This window comes from Sulfurimonas sediminis, from assembly GCF_014905115.1.
In the GTDB taxonomy this organism is placed as follows: Bacteria; Campylobacterota; Campylobacteria; order Campylobacterales; family Sulfurimonadaceae; genus Sulfurimonas; species Sulfurimonas sediminis.
Genome location: NZ_CP041235.1, coordinates 474,810 through 495,246, shown reverse-complemented (window position 1 = coordinate 495,246; position 20,437 = coordinate 474,810). Strand labels below are relative to the sequence as shown.

20 protein-coding genes are annotated in these 20,437 nt (G+C 40.3%); 7 read left to right on the top strand and 13 right to left on the bottom strand.

The window, feature by feature from the left end:
* Window positions 1-89 precede the first annotated feature (89 nt).
* The 10 genes from FJR45_RS02765 to ppsA form a co-directional block, all read right to left on the bottom strand.
* The gene (locus FJR45_RS02765; protein ID WP_193151246.1) at window positions 90-788 is read right to left on the bottom strand and encodes a 2,3-bisphosphoglycerate-dependent phosphoglycerate mutase; all 699 of its coding nucleotides are present in this window, start codon (window positions 786-788) and stop codon (window positions 90-92) included.
* A complete protein-coding gene (gene lipA / locus FJR45_RS02760; RefSeq protein WP_193151881.1) occupies window positions 785-1,624 on the bottom strand; it encodes a lipoyl synthase in 840 nt (279 codons plus the stop codon). The genes FJR45_RS02765 and lipA overlap by 4 nt, the downstream gene beginning before the upstream one ends.
* Window positions 1,614-2,195: a lipoyl(octanoyl) transferase LipB gene (gene lipB / locus FJR45_RS02755; RefSeq protein WP_193151245.1), complete on the bottom strand. Its 582-nt coding sequence runs from the start codon at window positions 2,193-2,195 to the stop codon at window positions 1,614-1,616. The genes lipA and lipB overlap by 11 nt, the downstream gene beginning before the upstream one ends.
* The gene (locus FJR45_RS02750) at window positions 2,192-3,484 is read right to left on the bottom strand and encodes a dihydrolipoyl dehydrogenase family protein (protein WP_193151244.1); all 1,293 of its coding nucleotides are present in this window, start codon (window positions 3,482-3,484) and stop codon (window positions 2,192-2,194) included. Before FJR45_RS02750 ends, lipB begins: the two co-directional genes overlap by 4 nt.
* Window positions 3,485-3,487: 3 nt before the next feature.
* On the bottom strand, window positions 3,488-4,729 hold the full coding sequence (locus FJR45_RS02745; protein WP_193151243.1) for a dihydrolipoamide acetyltransferase family protein: 1,242 nt from the start codon (window positions 4,727-4,729) through the stop codon (window positions 3,488-3,490).
* Window positions 4,722-5,699, bottom strand: coding sequence for an alpha-ketoacid dehydrogenase subunit beta (locus FJR45_RS02740; RefSeq protein WP_193151242.1), 978 nt, complete (start codon window positions 5,697-5,699; stop codon window positions 4,722-4,724). Before FJR45_RS02740 ends, FJR45_RS02745 begins: the two co-directional genes overlap by 8 nt.
* Window positions 5,686-6,657 (bottom strand): thiamine pyrophosphate-dependent dehydrogenase E1 component subunit alpha, encoded by a 972-nt coding sequence (locus FJR45_RS02735; RefSeq protein WP_193151241.1) that lies wholly within the window; start codon window positions 6,655-6,657, stop codon window positions 5,686-5,688. Before FJR45_RS02735 ends, FJR45_RS02740 begins: the two co-directional genes overlap by 14 nt.
* Before the next feature lie 21 nt (window positions 6,658-6,678).
* Window positions 6,679-7,110 (bottom strand): outer membrane lipoprotein, encoded by a 432-nt coding sequence (locus tag FJR45_RS02730; RefSeq protein WP_193151240.1) that lies wholly within the window; start codon window positions 7,108-7,110, stop codon window positions 6,679-6,681.
* An 81-nt stretch (window positions 7,111-7,191) separates the two neighbouring features.
* Window positions 7,192-8,091 carry a beta/alpha barrel domain-containing protein gene (locus FJR45_RS02725; protein ID WP_193151239.1) on the bottom strand — a complete coding sequence of 300 codons (900 nt, stop codon included), beginning with the start codon at window positions 8,089-8,091 and terminating at the stop codon, window positions 7,192-7,194.
* Window positions 8,091-10,508 (bottom strand): phosphoenolpyruvate synthase, encoded by a 2,418-nt coding sequence (ppsA, locus tag FJR45_RS02720; RefSeq protein ID WP_193151238.1) that lies wholly within the window; start codon window positions 10,506-10,508, stop codon window positions 8,091-8,093. The genes FJR45_RS02725 and ppsA overlap by 1 nt, the downstream gene beginning before the upstream one ends.
* Before the next feature lie 172 nt (window positions 10,509-10,680).
* On the opposite strand from ppsA, the gene FJR45_RS02715 reads away from it, so the two are divergent.
* A complete protein-coding gene (locus FJR45_RS02715) occupies window positions 10,681-11,724 on the top strand; it encodes a YfdX family protein (protein ID WP_193151237.1) in 1,044 nt (347 codons plus the stop codon).
* Here FJR45_RS02715 and FJR45_RS02710 read toward each other — a convergent pair whose 3' ends face one another.
* Genes FJR45_RS02710 through FJR45_RS02700 form a run of 3 tightly spaced genes read right to left on the bottom strand, consistent with a single transcriptional unit; the run spans window position 11,725 to window position 13,801 of the window.
* Window positions 11,725-12,651, bottom strand: coding sequence for an NAD(P)-dependent oxidoreductase (locus tag FJR45_RS02710; protein WP_193151236.1), 927 nt, complete (start codon window positions 12,649-12,651; stop codon window positions 11,725-11,727).
* Window positions 12,652-13,572 (bottom strand): EI24 domain-containing protein, encoded by a 921-nt coding sequence (locus tag FJR45_RS02705; RefSeq protein WP_226966462.1) that lies wholly within the window; start codon window positions 13,570-13,572, stop codon window positions 12,652-12,654.
* 1 nt (window position 13,573) lies between these two features.
* Complete coding sequence (locus tag FJR45_RS02700; RefSeq protein ID WP_193151234.1) at window positions 13,574-13,801, bottom strand: hypothetical protein; 228 nt, start codon at window positions 13,799-13,801, stop codon at window positions 13,574-13,576.
* Window positions 13,802-13,959: 158 nt separating this feature from the next.
* Between FJR45_RS02700 and FJR45_RS02695 the strand changes: the two genes are divergently transcribed.
* Genes FJR45_RS02695 through FJR45_RS02670 form a run of 6 tightly spaced genes read left to right on the top strand, consistent with a single transcriptional unit; the run spans window position 13,960 to window position 20,411 of the window.
* Complete coding sequence (locus FJR45_RS02695; RefSeq protein ID WP_193151233.1) at window positions 13,960-14,490, top strand: Uma2 family endonuclease; 531 nt, start codon at window positions 13,960-13,962, stop codon at window positions 14,488-14,490.
* 27 nt (window positions 14,491-14,517) lie between these two features.
* Window positions 14,518-17,982 (top strand): DUF6701 domain-containing protein, encoded by a 3,465-nt coding sequence (locus tag FJR45_RS02690; RefSeq protein WP_193151232.1) that lies wholly within the window; start codon window positions 14,518-14,520, stop codon window positions 17,980-17,982.
* Complete coding sequence (locus tag FJR45_RS02685) at window positions 17,979-18,605, top strand: type II secretion system protein (RefSeq protein ID WP_193151231.1); 627 nt, start codon at window positions 17,979-17,981, stop codon at window positions 18,603-18,605. Before FJR45_RS02690 ends, FJR45_RS02685 begins: the two co-directional genes overlap by 4 nt.
* On the top strand, window positions 18,602-19,495 hold the full coding sequence (locus FJR45_RS02680) for a type II secretion system protein (protein WP_193151230.1): 894 nt from the start codon (window positions 18,602-18,604) through the stop codon (window positions 19,493-19,495). The genes FJR45_RS02685 and FJR45_RS02680 overlap by 4 nt, the downstream gene beginning before the upstream one ends.
* Entirely contained in the window at window positions 19,495-19,956 is a 462-nt protein-coding gene (locus FJR45_RS02675; RefSeq protein WP_193151229.1) for a hypothetical protein, read from the top strand. The genes FJR45_RS02680 and FJR45_RS02675 overlap by 1 nt, the downstream gene beginning before the upstream one ends.
* The gene (locus FJR45_RS02670; RefSeq protein ID WP_193151228.1) at window positions 19,953-20,411 is read left to right on the top strand and encodes a type II secretion system protein; all 459 of its coding nucleotides are present in this window, start codon (window positions 19,953-19,955) and stop codon (window positions 20,409-20,411) included. Before FJR45_RS02675 ends, FJR45_RS02670 begins: the two co-directional genes overlap by 4 nt.
* The last annotated feature ends 26 nt before the right edge of the window (window positions 20,412-20,437 follow it).

The following is a 20,437-nucleotide window of genomic DNA, read 5'->3' as shown; positions in this document are numbered from 1 at the left end:
CGGTTCCGAAAAAGCATTAATTTTCTCAACTTAATGACAGTGACGCGTGCCAAAAAACTGCAGAGTGTCGAATTATACATAATTTGGGTTTAACCTATCAAAACATTTTTCTCCAGTATCTTCATATCGCTGTCAAAATCATACATTATAATCTCTCCTGTCGGTATTTCAAATTGCACTATCTCCTGTGGAGTCATCTTTTCAAGTTCCATTACCAAGGCGCGCAGAGAGTTGCCGTGTGCGGAGATTAACACTGTTTTTTCTTTTTGCAACTCCAAAATAATCTGCTCTGTATAATACTCCAAGACTCTTTTTTTTGTATCTTTGAGTGATTCATGCAGAGGCAAGAGTTTTTTATCAATGTTTGCATACTTTTTATCATTCCATACACATCTTTCATCGTTTACATGTAAAGGTGGCGGCGGCACATCATATCCGCGTCTTACAGCCAAAAATTTTTCTTCTCCATACTCTTTTTTAATCGCATCTTTATCTCTGCCCTGCCAGTCTCCATAATGCCTTTCATTGAGTTTATAACTTTTAAGCATATTTATATGCTCCCATTCCAGATCCTGCAGTAATATCTGTGCTGTATGAATGGCACGTTTTAGCCATGATGTAAAACAGATGTCCGGATAGATATTATGCTTTTTTAACAGTTGTCCGGCTTTTTTTGCTTCATCCCTGCCCTGCTGACTTAAGTCAACATCTGTCCATCCTGTGAAAATATTTTTTTGGTTATATATACTTTGTCCGTGACGCACTAAAACCAATCTTGCTTTACTCATAATTTCTCTCCCAAATCTTCTGCAAAATAAGAACTTCTTACCAAAATACCTGATGCCACAGCTAAAAATCCCATAGACAATGCCTCTTCTTTCATCTCATCAAAAAACTTCGGCGGGTAATATCGTGCTACCCTATGATGTTTTTGCGTCGGTTGCAGATACTGTCCGAGTGTCAATTCACTCACGCCGACATCCAACAACTCCCGCATTGTGACCAGCAACTCTTTTTTTGTTTCCCCAAGCCCACACATCAAAGAGGACTTTACATGTAAAGGCGAATATCTGGCATAATACTCCAAAACTTTTAATGAACGGTCATAATCACTCTGCGGACGTACACTTTTACTCAGTCTTCTGACAGTTTCCTGGTTGTGTGCCAGTTTGTCGGCGCCACTTCTTACAATTGTCCCCAAAGCATCTCGATGGTATTTGAAATCAGGCGTTAAAAGTTCTATTTTTACCTCTGGGTTTTTCTCTTTTATCGCTTGGACACAGCGTGCGAAATGTCCGGATCCGTAATCTTTCAAATCATCTCTGTCCACCGATGTAATCACAACATACTGCAGCTGCAACTCCTGGACAGCTTTCGCCAGACGTTGCGGTTCATTTACATCAACATCTCTGCCATGCCCTGTTTTTACGTTGCAAAAAGCACAGGCTCTTGTGCAGGTATCGCCTAATATCATGAATGTTGCACTGTTGCGTGCATAGCACTCTGCTCTGTTTGGACAGGCTGCTGCTTCGCATACTGTCGTCAAAGTGTTTTTTTCCAAAACAGCCTGCATATTTTGTAAAATCTCCGGTGCGGGCGCTTTGACTTTTGGTTTAAACTGCATCTTCAAAATGTTTTCCTATGAGATATATCAGCTGCTCGTTTACCTCTTTTAATGTGAGTGTCACTCCTTCATTTTTTAAAGAAGTCGGTACAATATTTGTCAGATTACACGGTGAAACCAGTGAATGAAAGTCCAAATCCACATCAACATTCAAAGCAACGCCATGCAAAGAGACCCCTCTGGAGTAGCGAAACCCCAAAGAGGCAATTTTACGATTTTGTATATAAAAACCGGGATTGTTTTTGTCATATGTGACTGCAGGCAGATTTTTCATAAAAAAACTCTCAAAAGCATCAAGAACTTTTTTATAAAATCGCGCCGGCTGTTTTACCTGAAAACAGAAATAAAAGATATTTTGTCCCCTCGAGTGACAGGTAACAGAACCCCCTCTGTCACTTTGTACAGTGGGTACCTTAAAATGCTTTTGCTCATCACTGCCCACGGTAAAAACCGCAGGATGCGAACACAATATGAGATGATTTTGTCCGTCTTGCTGCGCCTTTACATGTAAAGCGTGCATCTGTTTGCTTGCCCTAACATAGGCAATTTCACCCCAGTCATGGACAATCATAACTTAAAAAATGTTCTCTCTAAAGCTTCACTGAATGTCGGATGCCCAAAAATCGTCCGTTTTGCCTGCGCTGTATCCATCTCACCGGCCAAACTCATACCCACAATGGCAACAAGTTCTTCTGCATTTGGTGCCAGAATTTCAGCACCAAGGATAAAGCCTTCCTGATCCGAATACGTAATCATTACTCCTTTTGTCGCATGATTATATGCAGAGTAGGGAAAATGACTCAAAGGAACAATACTTGATTTTAAACCCTCAGTTTTTCCGACTACAGCATAACTCATAGACAGGGTGTGTATAAATTTCACAACATGGTCCAGATTGAGAGGACGTGGATTGTTCCCTAAAATACGCTCTACAACATTTAACACTTCTGCTCTTGCGGCATGGGCAAGTTGGAGTTTGCCGTTGCAGTCCCCTATGGCATAATGTTTGGCAAGTGTTGTCTCAAAAAATCTGTCTGTGACAATGCCTTTTTCAACTTCTATCTCTTTACATGTAAGGAAATCCACATTCGGTCTGCGCCCGGCTGCAACAAGCAACAAAGGCATATAAATACTGCTTTTGTCTTCAAATGTGATATGCACTCCTTTTTTTGTACTTTTTGCCGTTTTTATAGAGTGTTCGGACAAAAGTGTGACACCTATTTTTTCAAGCTGTTCTTTTAAGGCAGTTTGAATGAGTGGATTTGCTCTTTTTTGTATGCTTTTTTCTCTGTAAATAAGTGTCACAGAAACACCACTCGTTGCAAAGAAGCTTGCCATCTCCAAGCCGATTGCCCCTGAACCGTAGATTGCAATCTTCTTTGGGAATTCCTGCATCATCAGCACTTCATCACTCATAATTATATCTTTGGCATTATACTCTATACCCTCAGGAATAAAAGCAGAAGAGCCCGTTCCCATAATTATATACTCTGCTTCAAGGGTTTTCCCGCTGACTTCTACCTTATGCGGTTCTTTAAGCTGTGCTTCGCCCTCTATCAAATCTACATGCGAGCACTGTTTCTTAATTGCCTGCCATGCGTTTTCTATCAGCTTTGTTTTTTTCCCAAAAAGCTTTTGCATTGAAAGAGCTGTTTGTCCCTCTAAAATGTCACTTTTTGACTCATACACAACATTGGCATAATGCAAAAACATTTTTGAAGGAATACACCCCTTATGCAGGCAGACACCGCCAAGCTGACGCATATCTTTTTCTATCAAGGCTACTTTTTTGCCCTTTTTTGCCGCAACAATTGCTCCTGCATAGTTCAGTCCGCCACCGATAAAAATTATGTCATACATTTTTTAGTCCTTAAATTGCAGAGGATTTTTTGCCTCTTTTTTGACATCCTGCATAAAAAGTGCTGCTTCATAGCCGTTTACAAGTCTGTGATCAGCGCTCAGAGTAAGAGATATTTTTCCCTCCTGCAAACTTCCTACCGCCACGATACCTGAGTCATTTTTGTTAATCATCGCATCAAAAGATTCTACACCCAGCATCCCAAGATTTGAAATACCAAAGCTTGAACCCTGCATATCTGCTGCAGTAAAAGAGTTTTCTTTGAGTTTTGTTTTAAAATTTTCAAGCTCTTTTGCAATCTCTGCGATGGAACGTTTATTTGCATCTTTTACAACCGGCATATAAAGATTTTGACTCTCTGCCACTGCCACGGCAATTGACGCATTTGGGCTGACTAACAGAGCATCATTTTGCAGACGCGAACGAAAAGCCTCATGTCTCATCATCACTTTTGCTAAAATCTTTATCAGCCAGACGGTTATGCTGTACCTATCATGCTCTACAAAAAGTTTTGCATCAATATGCTCATACAAACGGTAAACAGGCTTTTGTGCAGAAGCCGTCACATTGGCAATGATCGCCTTTTGCATCTGGCTCAAAGGCTGTGGCAGGGGTGTTTCGTTTTTCTCAATAAACGCCTGCACTTCTGCTTCGTCTATCTTATGATCGAGTGTAAAGCTTGCAAAATCCAAGCCGTATTTATCCAACAGTCGCAATGCTTTTGGTGTAAAATAATGCTCTTGTAAATATGCCTCAACATCCTTTACATGTAAGGCATCTTTCGCAGTTTTGTCCAAAACTCTCTGCGTGTCAACTCCATACTGTGCCGCTTTGGCTCTTGCTTTTGGGGATATACCACCTGTTTCTTTTTTTTGAAGATGTTTGACAACAGGTGTTTTAGGGATTGGTTCTTGTTTTGTCTCAACAGTAGGTTTTGATACTGTCTGTTTTATTACCGGCGTCTCAACAACTGCTGTTTCTGGCGTTTTTACAACTTTTTCATTCTTACTTTCACTGGTTGAAATACGGGCAATGACTTCTCCAACAGGAATGACATCCCCCTCTTTGGCCCGTATCTCTGCAACAACTCCGCTTTTAAAGCTCTGCACTTCCATAATTGCTTTGTCACTCTCGACCTCGGCAATGACATCACCTACATTTACCTTTTGCCCCTCTTTGACTTTCCAGCTGATAAGCTTGCCCTCATCCATAGAGTCAGAGAGCTGAGGCATCACTATTTCATACATCGTTTTTCTTACCCCACGCCACTATATCACGAGTGATAGATTCCGGCGTAGGAATACTTGCCAGTTCTAAACCTCTGTTATAAGGAATAGGAACATCTTCTCCTGCCAAACGCAAAGACGGAGCATCCAGGGCATAAAACATCTCCTCGGCCGCCCAGGAGACTATTTGTCCTCCGTACCCGCCTGTTTTATGATCTTCTTCAACCATGACAAGACGCGAGGTTTTTTCTATGGATTTTTTCAGTGTTTCATAGTCTACAGGGTTCAGGGAGCATAAGTCTATCACTTCGCAGGAACATCCCAGTGCTTTTTCTATCTCTGGGACTGCCAGCATCACATCATCAACCATTTTCAAATAACTCACAATGGTAATGTCACTGCCCTCTTTGGCTATTCTTGCCTCAAAAGGGTTCAGTTTTTGTTCAAAATCCACCTCCCCTTTTTTGTTATAGAGCAGTTCATGTTCTATAAATACAACAGGATCATCTGACAAAATCGCATACTTGAGGGCATGGTAGGCATAATTGACATCATTGACACTCAGCACTCTCAGCCCCGGTACCGCACAGAGCATTTGCTCATAACTTTCACTGTGCTGGGCTGCGAGTTGACGACTCACACCCTGAGGAAATCTTACCACCATAGGCAATATAATTTTACCGTTGCTCATATAGTGCAGTTTTGCCATATGGTTGATAATCTGATCAAAGGCAAGCAGGGAAAAATTGCCCGTCATTATCTCAGCCACCGGACGCAAACCGCCAATAGCCATGCCCACGGCATTGCCTACAATGCTCAGTTCTGCTATGGGTGTATCAATGACTCTTTTTTCTCCGTATTTTTCAACGAGACCTTCTGTCACACGAAAACTGCCACCGTAAAGTCCGACATCTTCACCAAGTGTTACGACACTGTCATCCGCGCTCATCACCTCATCAAGTGCTTTGTTTAAAGCTTCACGATACAACATTTTCACCCTCCTCATAAAAGACATGTTCAAACAGAGCATCAGCCTCTGGTTCGGGTGATTCTTCGGCATATTTCACAGCATTTTCCACCGCTTTTTGGGCTTTGGTTTCTATGTTTTGTATCTCTTGCTCTGTGCAGAGCCATTTTTCATGTAGGGCTTTTTTAAACCTCTGTATCGGATCTCGTGCCTTGCAGTGTGCCATCTCCTGCGCACTTCTGTAACTGTTGGCATCACTGATAGAGTGTCCTTCGTATCTACATGTAAAGGCTTCTACAAAAACAGGACCGTGTCCCGATTCTATCTGTTTTCTTGCCTCACTCACTACCTTATACACAGCTTCAACGTCCATACCGTCTACTTCATAAGTTGGCATATAGGGCTCTGCTTTTTTTGCCTGTTCTTTAAAAGGAGCCGTGCGCCCGATGTTTGTTCCTATGGCATATTCGTTGTTTTCACACAAAAAAAGCAGGGGGAGTTTGTGTGTGGCGGCAATGTTGAGTGATTCAAAAAAAGCCCCGCCGTTTGTAGCCCCGTCACCAAAGATGGCCATCACACCCTCGTCTTGTTCCAAAAAAGCTCTTGCATAGGCACAGCCTACGGCATTTGGGAGCTGTCCGCCGACAATGGCATCTCCGCCGTAAAAATAGTGTGAGGGTTCAAAAAGGTGCATGGAGCCACCCTTGCCGCCACTCACACCTGTAACTTTTCCAAAGAGTTCCGCCATAACGGCTTTGGGTTCGAGTCCACGGCTCATTGCCATAATGTGTTCACGATAGCCTGAAAAAATATCACCCTTTTCAAAGGCTTTTACCGCACCGACACTCAAAGCTTCCTGTCCAATATCAAGATGTAAAAATCCGGATATATTACCCTTCATATAGTTCTCTTTTGCCGCATACTCAAAAGCGCGTCCAAGAACCATCAGATAATACATCTCCTGGGCCAGTAGTTTGTTCATTTTTTACTACTTACATAGTCATTAAAACGGTTCAACACTGTAAACACGGCCATTCCTTTTAACTATTCGAATTCTTTGGCCTTTGTAAAAGTCTTTTCCTTTGGCGATGACGACAACTCTTCGTCCATCATCAAACACAACACTGAGTTCAAGTGCATTAGCTTTACCCAGTTGGCTTCCCGCATATGCACCGCCTAAACCGCCTGCAAGAGTTGCCAAAGCACTCCCCCTGCCTTTGCCGATGAGTGAACCCAGCACTACACCTGATACCGCCCCAATAAATGTACCCGTACCGTTGTCTCTTATAACAACAGGTTTCACAGACTCAATTGTACCGACCTGATAACTCAGTTCATAATTCACAGCACCCGGATCTATCTCATTCACACCGCGTGTTGCACATCCACTAAAAAACAAACTCCCAATCAATACAGTTGCTATAATTTTTTTCATATTTCTATCCTCTTTTTATAATTTTGAAACCATACTTTTACTCATTATCATACCACGCCATTACTTTAACCATTCTTCCATCTATAACAGTTTCAATGCTTCTTTTACAGTAGCATTTTGCGAAGTGATTGCATAAACAGCATTTGCCATTTTTACAGCCTCCTGCAGAGGTCGTTGGTGAATGTTCCGCCCTGTGCCATTGCCTCGAGAACCGCCTTTGTGAATTTGTTCGTACAGTTGTGTCAAAAACTCTTTTTCATCTGTTTTGGCACCGCCTTCACAAAGAACACCTGTTCTGCCCGCTGCCATTGTAGCCTCTCGCAACAGTTTCGGATTAAATTTTCCTTTTTTATCATATGGCACTTTGAGTTTTACAAAATCAGCACCCAAGGCTGCTCCGACACCTGCGGCACCTGCTATCAAATGCCCATCATGTTCATCTTTTACAAACCTGCCCTTTGGATAAATCCACAGCACGGCCAAAAGTCCGTTTTTATGTGCTTCATGGACAATACTCGCCGCCTGGGTCAGCATCTCATGCTCATATGCACCGACAAGATAAACCGTATACCCGACCCCTTTGATGTCAAGTTTACTCTCTTTGGCAAAGGCAACCACATCACCGACACTCAGCCAGGCTTTTGAGTAGGGGTCTTGTTTGTCATAAGGGACAAGATTTGTTTTTGAGTTGAGTTTTACAAGATAGGGAATGTTTTTATAATCACGTCCGTACCTGCTGATAAGCCCAAACTGTGTTGCAAAAACACCGATTTTTGCACGTGAAGCGATTTTAAACAGATGCTCGGGAGAGTTGTCTTCAAGCGGAATATCTTTGCCGTAGAAGTCATTGTTCAGATGCTCAACTTTCTGGTCTCCTGCAAAAAGCATCAAATGATTTGTAGCGTTTGTCGCACTTTTGAGGTTTTTTTTGTATGTTTCTTCTTTGTTTTTTGGCACATCTGCCGGAATATTGTATTTCATCATGCTCTCCCCAGTTTTTGTTCAAGTTTGCCTACATTTTCTATGGTTTTCAAGACACTGTCTGGATTCAGACTCATCGAATCAATACCCAGACGCACAAGGTACTCCGCCATTTCAGGATAATCTGACGGTGCCTGACCGCAAATGCCGCTGTGGCGGTCATTTCGTTTGCAACCCTCTACTGCCAGCCGTATCATCTCTTTGACCCCTTCATCTCTCTCATCATAATCAAAGGCAACGATTTCACTGTCACGGTCAACTCCAAGTGTAAGCTGTGTCAGGTCATTGCTGCCTATGCTGAAACCGTCAAAAAGTTTACTGAAATTATCAATCTGAATAACATTGTTGGGAATTTCACACATCACATAAATCTGCAGTCCGTTTTCTCCCTGTCTGAGACCGTATTTTGCCATGGTTTTGAGCACACGCTCGCCTTCATCCACTCTGCGGCAAAAAGGAATCATTAAAATGACATTATCAAATCCCATCTCATCACGCACACGCTTCATAGCCGCACACTCCAGAGCAAAGCCCTCTTCATAATTTGGATGGGCATAGCGAGATGCGCCTCGAAAACCTATCATCGGATTATCTTCTTTGAGCTCAAATACCTCACCGCCGAGCAGCGTTGCGTATTCGTTTGATTTAAAGTCACTCATGCGGACCACGCAGGGTTTCGGGTACACAGAAGAAGCGATGGTTGCCACACCCTCTGAGAGTGTTTTGACAAAGAAGTCTTCCATAGAGTCATAAGCCCGGGTCAGCTCTTCCAATTTGTTTCGTGTTGCCTCATCCACTTTTTGCGGATGCTTGAGTGCCATCGGATGCGCTTTTATATATTCGTTAATGATAAATTCCATTCTAGCTAAACCTATCCCGTCAACCGGTAAAGAGGCGAGGGAAAAAGCAATATCGGGATTTCCTAGATTCATCATAATCTTTGTTTTTGTTTTTGGCAGGTTTGAAAGATCGGTTCTTATGATTTCATAATCCAAAAGACCTTCATACACATGGCCCTCTTCTCCCTCGGCACAACTTACAGTCACTTCGTCGGCATCTTTGAGTACCTCTGTGGCATTGTCACATCCTACAACCGCAGGTATGCCAAGTTCGCGTGAGAGAATCGCCGCATGACAAGTTCGTCCACCTTTGTTTGTAATGATGGCAGAGGCTATTTTCATGATAGGTTCCCAGTCAGGGTTTGTGGTATCAGCGACCAGTACTTCACCGGCTTTAAAGGTATTGAGATCCTTGACACCTGCTATGTATCGGGCTTTTCCCTGTCCTATTTTTGTGCCGATAGCCTGACCGGTGACAAGAACCCTGCCCTTTTCTTTTAAATGATAGGTTTCAAGGATATTGCCTTTTTTCTGAGATTCAACCGTTTCAGGACGTGCCTGCACCATATACAAATGCCCGTCAAGTCCGTCTTTTGCCCACTCCATATCCATCGGTTTTGTAAAACCGGCTTTTTTTGAGTAGTGGTTTTCCACCTTGATGGCATAATCTGCAAGGACCATTACCTCTTCATCTGTTATACAAAAATGGCTCTGCTCTTGTGCTGTCGTCGGTATGTTTTTTGTGTACTCCACTGCAATATTGTCCAGATTTATCGTATCTGTAAAAATCATCTTTTTTTCTTTGGAACCCAAAGAGCGTTTGAGGACAGTACGAAACCCTTTGTTGAATGTCGGCTTATGCACATAAAACGCATCAGGGTTGATACTTCCCTGCACAACATTCTCACCGAGTCCCAAGGCTGCATTTATGAAAACAACATCTTTAAAACCTGTCTCTGTATCAAGCGAAAACATGACGCCGCTCTCCCCGATATCACTGCGCACCATTTTCATAACAACCACAGAGAGATAGACTTTGAGATAGTCAAAACCGTTATCATACTTATAATGTATAGAGCGATCTGTAAAATTTGATGCCAGACATCGTTTGTAGGCATCCAGCAGTTCTTCTGCACTTGAAATATTCAAGTAAGTGTCATTTTGTCCTGCAAATGAGGCTTCCGGAGAATCTTCAGCCGTAGCAGAGGAGCGGACAGCCAGAGAGAGACTCTCTCCGTACTCTTCTTTGAGTTTTTCATACGCCTTTACAATATCCTCACGCAGATCATCCGGCAGTTTTGCATTATAAACTATCTCACGGCATTTTTTTCCTGCACTTTGCAGGGCATCAACATTGTCGACATCAAGATTATCAAGGAGTGCATGCAGTTTTTCCCAAGCATTATTGCTATCGAGTACATGTATATAAGCATGTGATGTAATGGCAAAACCATTGGGCACACGAACACCTTCTGCTGTGAGATTCTGATACATCTCTCCCAGAGAAGCATTTTTCCCGCCGACTTCGGCGACATCTTCTATACCAATCTCTTTAAACCATTTAATATTTTTTGACATTCTAACACTCCTTGAAATTCTTTGTAATTTTTGCTCTTTAAAGTATTGTACCCCTTTTTCAGTAAACAAATATTCAATAATATACAACTATTTTCAATATAGTATTTACTTTCTGTTATCAATTCTATTTCATAATTAGACTAAATAAACTTGATACAAGAAGGATAAAGTTATGAAAAAAAGAGTTATATTATCAACGGTATTGGCAGGTGTACTGCTTTCAAGCTCAGCACTCTATGCAAGCTACAACGACAGTGTTTCAAAAAAAGAAGAGAGAGCGATTAATAATCCGGCTTCGGTAAAAGGTCATACTGCTGCCCAGGCAAAGGTGGAAGAGTCTCGATCCAAAGAAGAATTTATGCGTAAAATGGATGCTAAATATTTTCAATCAGATGCAAAAAAAGAAGATATGCAAAGATTGAAAAATGTTGTCAATCAAGAAGCAGACCAACACAGACAAAGCCTGCAAAAAGCGCCAAAAGAGATTGCACAGGCACTCAGACAGACAGTTACAGCCCTTAAAGCTTTGCAAAAAAGAGATACAAAAACGGCAAAAGATGCCCTCAACAAAGCCACTAAACTTTTTGACACGGCACTCAAAAACAATCCGAAACTCACACTCGTGCCGGTTGCTGATGCCATAGAAGTTCATGATTTTACAGGAGATGCAAAACTGGTCAAACACATCATAAAATCTGCCCAGGATTTACTCGATGATTATGATACACAGGCAGCCAGAGCCATTCTCATGCCTTTGGAAGATGAAATGGTAATGACAACACAGTATCTGCCGATGGGTATGTATCCGCTTGCGACAAAAGAAGCACTCAAAGAGTTAAACAAAGGCAAAGCAAAAGAGGCTTTTACAATACTTGTCACTGCCTTAAACGGTATCGTTATTAAAACGACCATTGTTCCTTTGCCGCTGATTACGGCACAAAGTCTGGTAGTTGAAGCATCCAAACTCAATAAAAAAGAGAAAGAAAAAGCAACAAAACTGCTTGATTTGGCACAGGATGAGCTTGAAAAAGCAGTCTATCTGGGCTATACAAAAAAACATGCGCCTGAATATAAGATGCTGCAAAAAGAGATACAAAACATTCAAAAAGAGATCAAAGGCAAAAATATCGTTGCGAAACTTTACGAAAAAATCAAAAAAGATTTTACATCACTGCTAAGCAAACATGAGGCAGAAAGTACAGAAAAAAAGCACTAACTACCGATAATCACGCTCGCATGAGAGTTTCAGACAGTTTGGCAACTTTCTGCCTGCAAGAAATGCCTTCATATTTTCTAAAGAGATCTGCATAATCCTTTGCAGGGCCTCTTTGGTGTAGTATGCCATATGTGGCGTGTAGAGGATGTTGTTTCGGTGAATATACTTTAGGTCACTTATAACATCAAGACAGAGAATATTTTTCATTCTTCCGTACAGCACATCTTCAATCAGTTCTCCGCGTGCCGTATTGACAATAATGACATCTTTTTTTAATTTATCTGCATTTTTTTCATTGATAATATTTTTTGTAGCCGGTGTCAAAGGCAGTGCCAGCATCAAAATATCACTTTTTTGCAAAACAGAGTCCAAATCATAAAAATCAATCCCCAACGCATCGACAATCGGTTTTTTTGTTCTTGAATAGGCGACTGTTTTCATACCAAAACCTTTTCCTATTCGCGCCATTTGCGAGCCTATGGTACCAAGCCCCAAGATCCCGAGAGTTTTCCCAAAAAGTTCCATTCCCTTAAGATCACTGTACTCAAAATTGCTCTGTTTCACCCGCTCAATAGCTGTATGCGTATGTCTTGTAGCATTTAAAAGAAGTGAAAAAGAAAATTCGGCAACAGCCGGACCGCCGTAACCGGCTACATTCGATACCAGCAAACCACGTTTGTAAAGGGCTTCACACTTTATATGGTCATAGCCTGTTGATCTTGTCTGCAGATACTTCAATGCCGGAAGTTTTTCTAAAATTTCATCTGTTATACGGGAATGTACAAAAAGAGATACAGCGTCGTACTCTTTTGTATCCGTAAGCGCATCATTTATTGTATTTTCGAAAAAGTACAGTTCCTGGTTTTTCAAATGTTTTGCAAAAAACTCCTGCTCTTCAGGCTTCACCTCAAAAAATGCAATTTTCATCTAGAGTTCCTTTTGAATTTCTTTCAAATAGTAAAACATTGCTATCTCACCAAAAAACGGTCCGAAAATATTAAAAACAGGCAAAAAGTTAAAAAGTGATGTGACTGCACTGATAACCAAAAATCCACTTTTATATTCAGAAAGTTTTGCTCTTTTTTCTTTTGGTATTACCAATGCCGCACTGTCATTTACAAAAGTATCTTTTATAAGCCAAATCCATAAACCCATTTGAATCACAAAATTTACAACAGGAATAAAAAGCAAAGGAAATGAAACAATAGAAATGACGATATAAATCAAGATATCAAGCAATCTGTTCTCACTGACTTTGACCTCATCTTCTTCCAAAAACGGTTCATAAGGAAAGTTTTTATCCCTAATCTCTTCGAGCAGTGACTCACTAAAGAAACTTGTCACCAACAGCATAGTCACAATAATGGCAGTATAAACAAAATAAAGCCCCATCAGATATGCCAGACTTGCTTCTACTGTTTCAAACGGCAGCCAATTGAGCAGTTTTAAAAACTGTGCATATATATAAGAACCTTTAAAAAACCAGACAAGCGACCAAAAAGCAGCACTTGCAAATACTACGAGCAGAGAAAACGAACTATATTTTTCTTTTGAAACTTTTTCTAAAATCATATTGCCAAAAAAAGCCAGTATCAAAGCAAAAGTTACCAAAACAAGTGAAAACCATAAAAATGATGAAAGAATCCATGCACCGTTTGAACGCAACATGGAAAAAGGTACCAAGTCTATAAAAGATGCAGCAAAAGAGACCAAATCACCCCATATAAAATAAGCGATAATTGACCAAATTATTGTCACAACAGCACCGATTGCCAGGGCACGCTTCATTATTTTATAGTTCAGTATTTCACTAAAACCAAAAAGAATAGCTTCTAAGATATTTTGCATTTTATTTTGTTTTGCATTTGCTTGCATTTGCTTTAATCAATGATAATCTACTGAGAATATGTCCAAACTCGGCATCTTCTTCTTCAAATTTTTTACGAAGCTCTGCTCTTTTTGCTTCTAAAATCTTTATCTGCTTCTCGACATCAGCAGGGTCTATCGCACATTTTTTTGCCGCTTCTGCCTCTTTTTCCAAAACCCAGTCCATCGCTTTTTTTAAAAATTCTACCATTGTCCATCCTTTGTGTTTGTTTACATGTAAGTATTATATACCTACTTTAATTAATTTCTGTTTACTATAAGGAAACATAAAAGTACCCAATAATATAATATATGCTATACTCAAGGCTAAAGAATATGAAAACTTAAGCTAGCAATGGAGCAGACATCATGCAAGCCATAGATAAAAACTTTTTCACATGGAATGATTATGTCACCTGGGAAGGCAGATGGGAGCTTATAGATGGAGAAGCATACGATATGTCTCCGGTACCTTATCCAAAACATCAGAGATTAGTTTTAAATATCGCACGAGAATTAGCAGGAACGCTGGATTGTAAAGAGTGTGAAGTTTATATATCACCGGTTGACTGGAAAATAGATGAGTACAATGTCGTGCAGCCTGATGTGGCTCTGTTTTGTGAAGAACCAAAAGAGCAGTATTTTTCCAAAACGCCTCCCCTTGTTGTAGAAGTTCTTTCAAAATCAACAGCAAAAAAAGACATCAACGAAAAATTTTTCTTATATGAAAAAAACGGTGTAAAGTTTTATATGCTAGTGGAACCAAACAGTGAAATTGTCGATATTTTTGAGCTAAAAAACGGCAAATATGAGTTTCAAAAGAAGCTTACATGTAATGACAGCTATGCTTTTGAATTGGATAAATGCAGTTTGTCTGTCGATTTTAATAATGTTTTTTAACAGATAACAAAAATATGAGGATTTAATTTGCAAGATTTTGGAAGATTTTTTCTCTTTCTAATACTGAGTTGTTCTTTAAGCTGGGGGGATGTTTCTCTAAATGGCTACCTGCATCCTGGGGATAATGACCTCGGCAGTTTTACACCTTCTGAACCTCTGACAACAGATAATGATCACACGTATGATTACTACCTTAACAATCCCACAAAATTTTATTTAAGTGAAAACAGCGATATTACCGTGGTTGAGCTTATAAATGCTGCTGGCATTGACAGTGCTATTCGTGTCTATATTGATGGAAACCTTGTTGGCACAGGAGCAAGTGGAAGTGCTACTATATCACTCGATACGACACTCAGCCTTGCAAGTGGCTACCATGATATTGCTGTAAGAGGGAGTTGTTATAATTTGTTTGGGAGCGAAACAAGCTGTGGAAGCCGAAGAGTACGGGATATTGATGATTTTTATTTTTCTGCTCTAAAATTGACATCTCAGCAGACAACAACAGCTGTTGACTTTATACAAAGAGTGCACCTTGGTGATTATACGGACAGTGATGATAATTATGATATTGACGATACTTCCAATTCTTTTTATCCTGATGCTCCGGAAGCGACATCAAAAATATATTTGCTTGATGGCAATATAACAGGAAATTTGACAGCATTTAGAATTTTTATCTCTCGCATGCGGGATGTAAGTGTAGATGGGATAAATAAAATCAAAGTCTATGACAGCACTAATGCACTTATCACAACTTTTGATATTAATCAATCTACTGATTACAAATTTGATGTTTCAAAACTGTATGTGGGAAATGTCAATGGTATATCAAAAGTAGAAATACTTTGTGGACAAATCAGTAGTTCAAATTATGATGATATTTCCTTTGGCGAACTAATTGTCATCCCTTATACATCGGTAGCAGATATTTATCCAAAACCAATTATTAATTATCGTATGGATGAATGCAGCTGGGACAGTGACAGCAATACTTACGAAATAAAAAACGATGGAACTCTTGGAAGTGATTATAATGCAACGGCTCTCAATGATGCCAATGTTACGGATGGGAAAATTTATACCGGAGGAGATATCAATGCAACGACTAATTCTGATAAAGCAATTTTAGTACAAAACAATATTTCACTTCCTGCAAACTATACATTGACAACCTGGATTCAATTTCCTCTTAATGACAATGGGCATATATCTTTTAATAATACAAAATTTTTTAATATTGCAGACAGACCAGGAAGCAGTAATGACTATATATATTTTGCTCTTGATACAACAAATAACAGTTGGAACCTGTGTATGCAAGGAAATACTTACGAATGTCAAAACTACAATCCTCAAAATTTATCAGGGTGGCACCTTTTAAGTTTTGTTGTTAACGGAAACAATGGCACAACAAAAGTCTATGTTGACACAACAGAAACACTTAATTTTTCTCAAGCACCGTCCGGAACACTTGGACTACTCTTCAACAGTGATTACCAGAGTAATAATAACAATACACCGAATGGACAATCTATCGGTGCAGCCGTTGATGAATTCAAAATCTTTAATTCTCAATTCAGTACGAATGACATTCAAACTCTTTACAACAATGAAAACAGCGGTAACAACTATGACGGAACCAGCAGAGCTGTCCCTCAGTGCGGTGGCGGAAATCAAAACAACAACAAAACAACCCTCTTTAATGCGGTCAGTTCCATTAGCGGTGTTACATGTAACGCGGTCGATGACTGGGAGAACAACCTTACAACACAGATTGTCAATAACCCCTACGGTCTTTACATTCTTTCAAAAGATGCACTCACACAGACTGCTCCAAGTGCGGCGGATATTACAAAAGTCTCACTCAAATACTATGATGACGGAAACACTACAGACTGTGGAGGTAACCTTCTTGCAGATGTCGTAAAATGTGATGACTCAACCAGCACTACATGTAACGATACCAATGCAAGCGGTTGTGCTTATTATGCTGATATGACGATAGACCGCGCTGTAAAATGTGTCCAGGTTTACATAGAGGGAAGGGATCAGAACAATACCTCTTTGGACACAAACAGCTCTTACTCAAGTGACGACTATGCCGCACGCCCTGTAAAATTTACCCTGAATGTCACAACTTTGCCTCTGGTGGCAGGTGCAGATTTTAACACTACTTTTCAGGCTTTGGATGCCAACAACAACCCCTCCACAGACTATAATGAAACAAGAAACAGCTCTTTTAGAGTGGACGCAAATATTACAAAAATTACATGTACGCTTGGAAGCTTTTCGATGGAAAATTTTTCATTTGCAAACGGACAAAAAAGCGATGTCAATGCAAGCTACAGTGAAGTCGGTGACCTTAATATTACGATAAAAGAGATTAACGGCAGTGAATTTGCCAAAGTAGATGCAGATGACACGAACGACAATCAAAGAGTGATAGAACAAAATTCGACTACAGTATCCTTTGCACCGCATCACTTTTCCATCATAAATTATACCTTTACACGCAATAACCCTGATCAGGACTGGCGATACATGGCGAATGTCAATGATGCCAACATCAGCATCGCCTTTAATGTCCGGGCACAAAATGAGCAGAATCAGACAACACAAAACTTTGATGCCCTGTGCGCTGCAACAGATGTCGGCATAAAAATAGATCTCAACACAACAAATGATGATGCGAATGCAAGCTATTTTGAGCGTATAAACAACACCGCTACTACAGGACATGATAAAAATTTAAGCAATATGAACTTCAATGCTACAGTCAATGACAGCAACTTTAGCGCCGGAGACTCTACGCAGATAGAGTATGCCCTCAATGTCTACAGAGTCTTCAACACTCCAAAAGAACCTCGTACTATCACGGTCACAGAGGTAAATACAACCAGCAGTACCGTAATAAACAGGGGACTGACTCCGGAAAACAACAGCAGTAAATTTTACTATGCAAGACTCTATACACAGGATTTGGCAACTTCTCAGGCAACGGATACCGTACAGGCAAAGGTACTGGTTTATGACAGCCTTGCAGATGGTTATGTAAGTGATTTGAATTTGACAGAAGAGTTGAGTCACTGGTATCATTTTATCCCGCAAAACGAAAATACAAACGGAGACATCCTTGCACTCAATGTTTCAAGAACAACAAACAAAAAAGCAGCGGATGATGACGGAATGAGCGCAACAGTCAGTTTTGATACAAACGGCACCTTTAGCATAACTGTCAACAATCCAAATGAAAATACACTTACGCACTACATCCATCTTGATGTCAGTCCGTGGATCTGGTATGTCCATGAAAATTTTGGCAGTGACTACAACGAAAGTATCGGCAGCAGTTGCAGTGAGCACCCCTGTATCAAATACAATTTCAATACACAAAGCAGCGGAACCGGTGTCAGCAGCGGTAATGTCAACGGCGTCTCATTTGATGCCAATGTCTCCAAAAATTCACGGGGCATCAGGTTGCTGCGATGAAAAAAGCGTTTACACTTATAGAACTTATCTTCTCTATGGTTATCATCGCCATTGCTTTTTCCGTACTGCCTAAGATACTGCAACTCTCCATCAAGTCATCCACAACAAGCTTAAAAGAAGAAGCCATGTTTAACGCCGTAGCCTATGTCGGGCTCATCAAATCTACTGCTTGGGATGAAGAAAACACAAAAATTGATGATATATTGCTTGTCACTGCCGGCAACAGTGTCTATAACTGCGATCAAACAACAGGGTACAGAACAGGTGGTATGAAAGGCTCGCGGAACTGCTTTGGCAAAAAATATGCTTCTGTACTTGGCAGCGACAGCAATGATTTGGACGATATGGATGATTTTATCACGCTCAATGCAAAAAATTCCAGCAGTTCACGTGACTATAACCTCAGTGTAACGGAAAACTATATAGATGATATTACACTCAGTGCAACCCAGTACACAATTACCTATCCTCCCAATGCCACCGATACTACCAATACAAAACTTATAACAGTGACAGTACAGGCAAATAAAAAAGGAAATGTTTTAGGCAATAGCTTCGTAAAAATTCCTTTTATTGCCCAAAATATCGGGCAAATCAAAGTAAACAGAAGAGTATGGCAATGAGAAGAGCGGCAACCCTCATAGAGATGATATTTGTCCTTGTCATTATTTCTTTTTTGGCTACGGGTTCTTTCAAAGCGATGCAGGCGATTTTGGTGCGTGAGTATAAAGCAAAACAACTGACGAACCTCTCTTTGGAATCGCAGATTGTCGTCAACCAAATCAGCAATTATTTAACCCAGCGCATCGTCTACAGCACCATTGGGTACAACCCAAATGACGGCAGTTTTGAATATATAGGCGATTTGACAAGCTCCAAACCTGTTTTAGAGTGGCTAGGCAGAGCCAATGATTTGTATCTTGAAAAAAAATACAGCGGTTTTTTTGACATGGCAAGCAAAACCGGGACAAAAGTCGCTTCATACGGTATAGACGGTACAGCCATAGATACAAACACCATTGCACTTATATTTGCAGGAAGTTTTGACCGTTCGCAAAGTGACAGTGCAAATATAGCTTCGAGTTTCGGCTGGCATGAAAGCAGCAGAGATGACACCTATGATATCACAATAAGTGATCAAAATATCTCCCTTGACAATCCTGTCCCGCAATTTCTGTATGAAAAATATTTTTTGGTTGAGAGCGCTTATGCAATTGCAAGAGGAGAAGATATCGACCAAAATGCCACCTGTATCACAGATCTTGGCTTAAAGAGTAAGGATGTCAACAGCACTCTTTTTCTCTTTTCAAACTACAGACCGTGGAAACAAGAAACATTTTGTGCCGACAAACAGGGCAACTCGAAAGTGGGAAATGTCTCTGTCTTGATGCAAAACATAGACGGTTTCAACTTCAGTGAAGTCGATTATACAATACGCATTCTTTTGGATGTCAACAAATCCATTCGTGGCGCCCACCCGGTGCATTTTTCTAAAATGAAGGTGGTATTTTAATGCGCAGCGGATTTAACCTTTTAATGGCAATTTTCATCATTCTGCTTTTAGCCGGAGCAAGTGTGCTGACACTCAAATACACCTCGATTTCTGCAAAACATTTTGCAAACAGCTACATCAAAGAGCAGGCGGAAATATTTTCTCAAAGTGTTTTGGAGACAACAATTTTAAAAATTGAAGGGACAGACAGAAGTACCGAGTGTCTCACACTCTTTAGCCTTGATTCGGCAGACGGCAAGTTCACAGCAGATGTAAATATCTCAAAATATTATCTCTACGGAGATGATTATGACAGTGCAATCGGAACAAACTGCAACAGTGTAAAAAAAAGAATCCAGACAGAAGAGTCAAACGGCTATGTTCTTATAAACATCACAGTGCAGACAAACAGCAGCAATAACAAGATAGGAGATTATATATCTCCTGTGAGAATCGTCACAAGGAGCTTGCAGAGACCATGAGAACACAGGCATATACACTTATAGAACTGATTTTTGTCATTGTCATTATCGGCATCCTCTCAGGTGTCGGATTTTACTACTTTAAACCGCATTATCTGCAAAATGACCGTGATTTTTTAGAACTTCAACTCAACACAGTGCGATATGAAGGGATCAATTATGACAAAAGAAGTCCTTCGGGAAATATGGATTATTCCATCGGATGCATTGCGCAAAGTGATTTTTTCACATCAAGGACAACCATTGACCAACATTATAAGATACATGCTACTTTTACATTGACACCCAATGAAAACATTCTCTGTTTTGATACACTCGGACGCCTGCACAATGGAACTGATGGCAACAAAACAACACAGAACTCACTATTGGCCAATGATATTGTGATAACATTAAGTTACAACAATGAAGAAAAAAACATTACAATTGACCACTTCAGCGGCGACTTAAGGTAACCTAATTCATATTTAGTTATAATAAG

Bases quoted from the DNA above. Each gene is read 5' to 3' on its own strand.
- FJR45_RS02705 (WP_226966462.1), bottom strand. From the start codon at position 13,572: ATGCAAAATATCTTAGAAGCTATTCTTTTTGGTTTTAGTGAAATACTG.
- FJR45_RS02730 (WP_193151240.1), bottom strand. From the start codon at position 7,110: ATGAAAAAAATTATAGCAACTGTATTGATTGGGAGTTTGTTTTTTAGT.
- FJR45_RS02715 (WP_193151237.1), top strand. From the start codon at position 10,681: ATGAAAAAAAGAGTTATATTATCAACGGTATTGGCAGGTGTACTGCTT.
- FJR45_RS02675 (WP_193151229.1), top strand. From the start codon at position 19,495: ATGCGCAGCGGATTTAACCTTTTAATGGCAATTTTCATCATTCTGCTT.
- lipB (WP_193151245.1), bottom strand. From the start codon at position 2,195: ATGATTGTCCATGACTGGGGTGAAATTGCCTATGTTAGGGCAAGCAAA.
- FJR45_RS02765 (WP_193151246.1), bottom strand. From the start codon at position 788: ATGAGTAAAGCAAGATTGGTTTTAGTGCGTCACGGACAAAGTATATAT.
- FJR45_RS02685 (WP_193151231.1), top strand. From the start codon at position 17,979: ATGAAAAAAGCGTTTACACTTATAGAACTTATCTTCTCTATGGTTATC.
- FJR45_RS02700 (WP_193151234.1), bottom strand. From the start codon at position 13,801: ATGGTAGAATTTTTAAAAAAAGCGATGGACTGGGTTTTGGAAAAAGAG.
- FJR45_RS02740 (WP_193151242.1), bottom strand. From the start codon at position 5,699: ATGTTGTATCGTGAAGCTTTAAACAAAGCACTTGATGAGGTGATGAGC.
- FJR45_RS02695 (WP_193151233.1), top strand. From the start codon at position 13,960: ATGCAAGCCATAGATAAAAACTTTTTCACATGGAATGATTATGTCACC.
- FJR45_RS02670 (WP_193151228.1), top strand. From the start codon at position 19,953: ATGAGAACACAGGCATATACACTTATAGAACTGATTTTTGTCATTGTC.
- FJR45_RS02735 (WP_193151241.1), bottom strand. From the start codon at position 6,657: ATGAACAAACTACTGGCCCAGGAGATGTATTATCTGATGGTTCTTGGA.
- ppsA (WP_193151238.1), bottom strand. From the start codon at position 10,508: ATGTCAAAAAATATTAAATGGTTTAAAGAGATTGGTATAGAAGATGTC.
- FJR45_RS02725 (WP_193151239.1), bottom strand. From the start codon at position 8,091: ATGAAATACAATATTCCGGCAGATGTGCCAAAAAACAAAGAAGAAACA.
- lipA (WP_193151881.1), bottom strand. From the start codon at position 1,624: ATGCAGTTTAAACCAAAAGTCAAAGCGCCCGCACCGGAGATTTTACAA.
- FJR45_RS02745 (WP_193151243.1), bottom strand. From the start codon at position 4,729: ATGTATGAAATAGTGATGCCTCAGCTCTCTGACTCTATGGATGAGGGC.
- FJR45_RS02710 (WP_193151236.1), bottom strand. From the start codon at position 12,651: ATGAAAATTGCATTTTTTGAGGTGAAGCCTGAAGAGCAGGAGTTTTTT.
- FJR45_RS02680 (WP_193151230.1), top strand. From the start codon at position 18,602: ATGAGAAGAGCGGCAACCCTCATAGAGATGATATTTGTCCTTGTCATT.
- FJR45_RS02750 (WP_193151244.1), bottom strand. From the start codon at position 3,484: ATGTATGACATAATTTTTATCGGTGGCGGACTGAACTATGCAGGAGCA.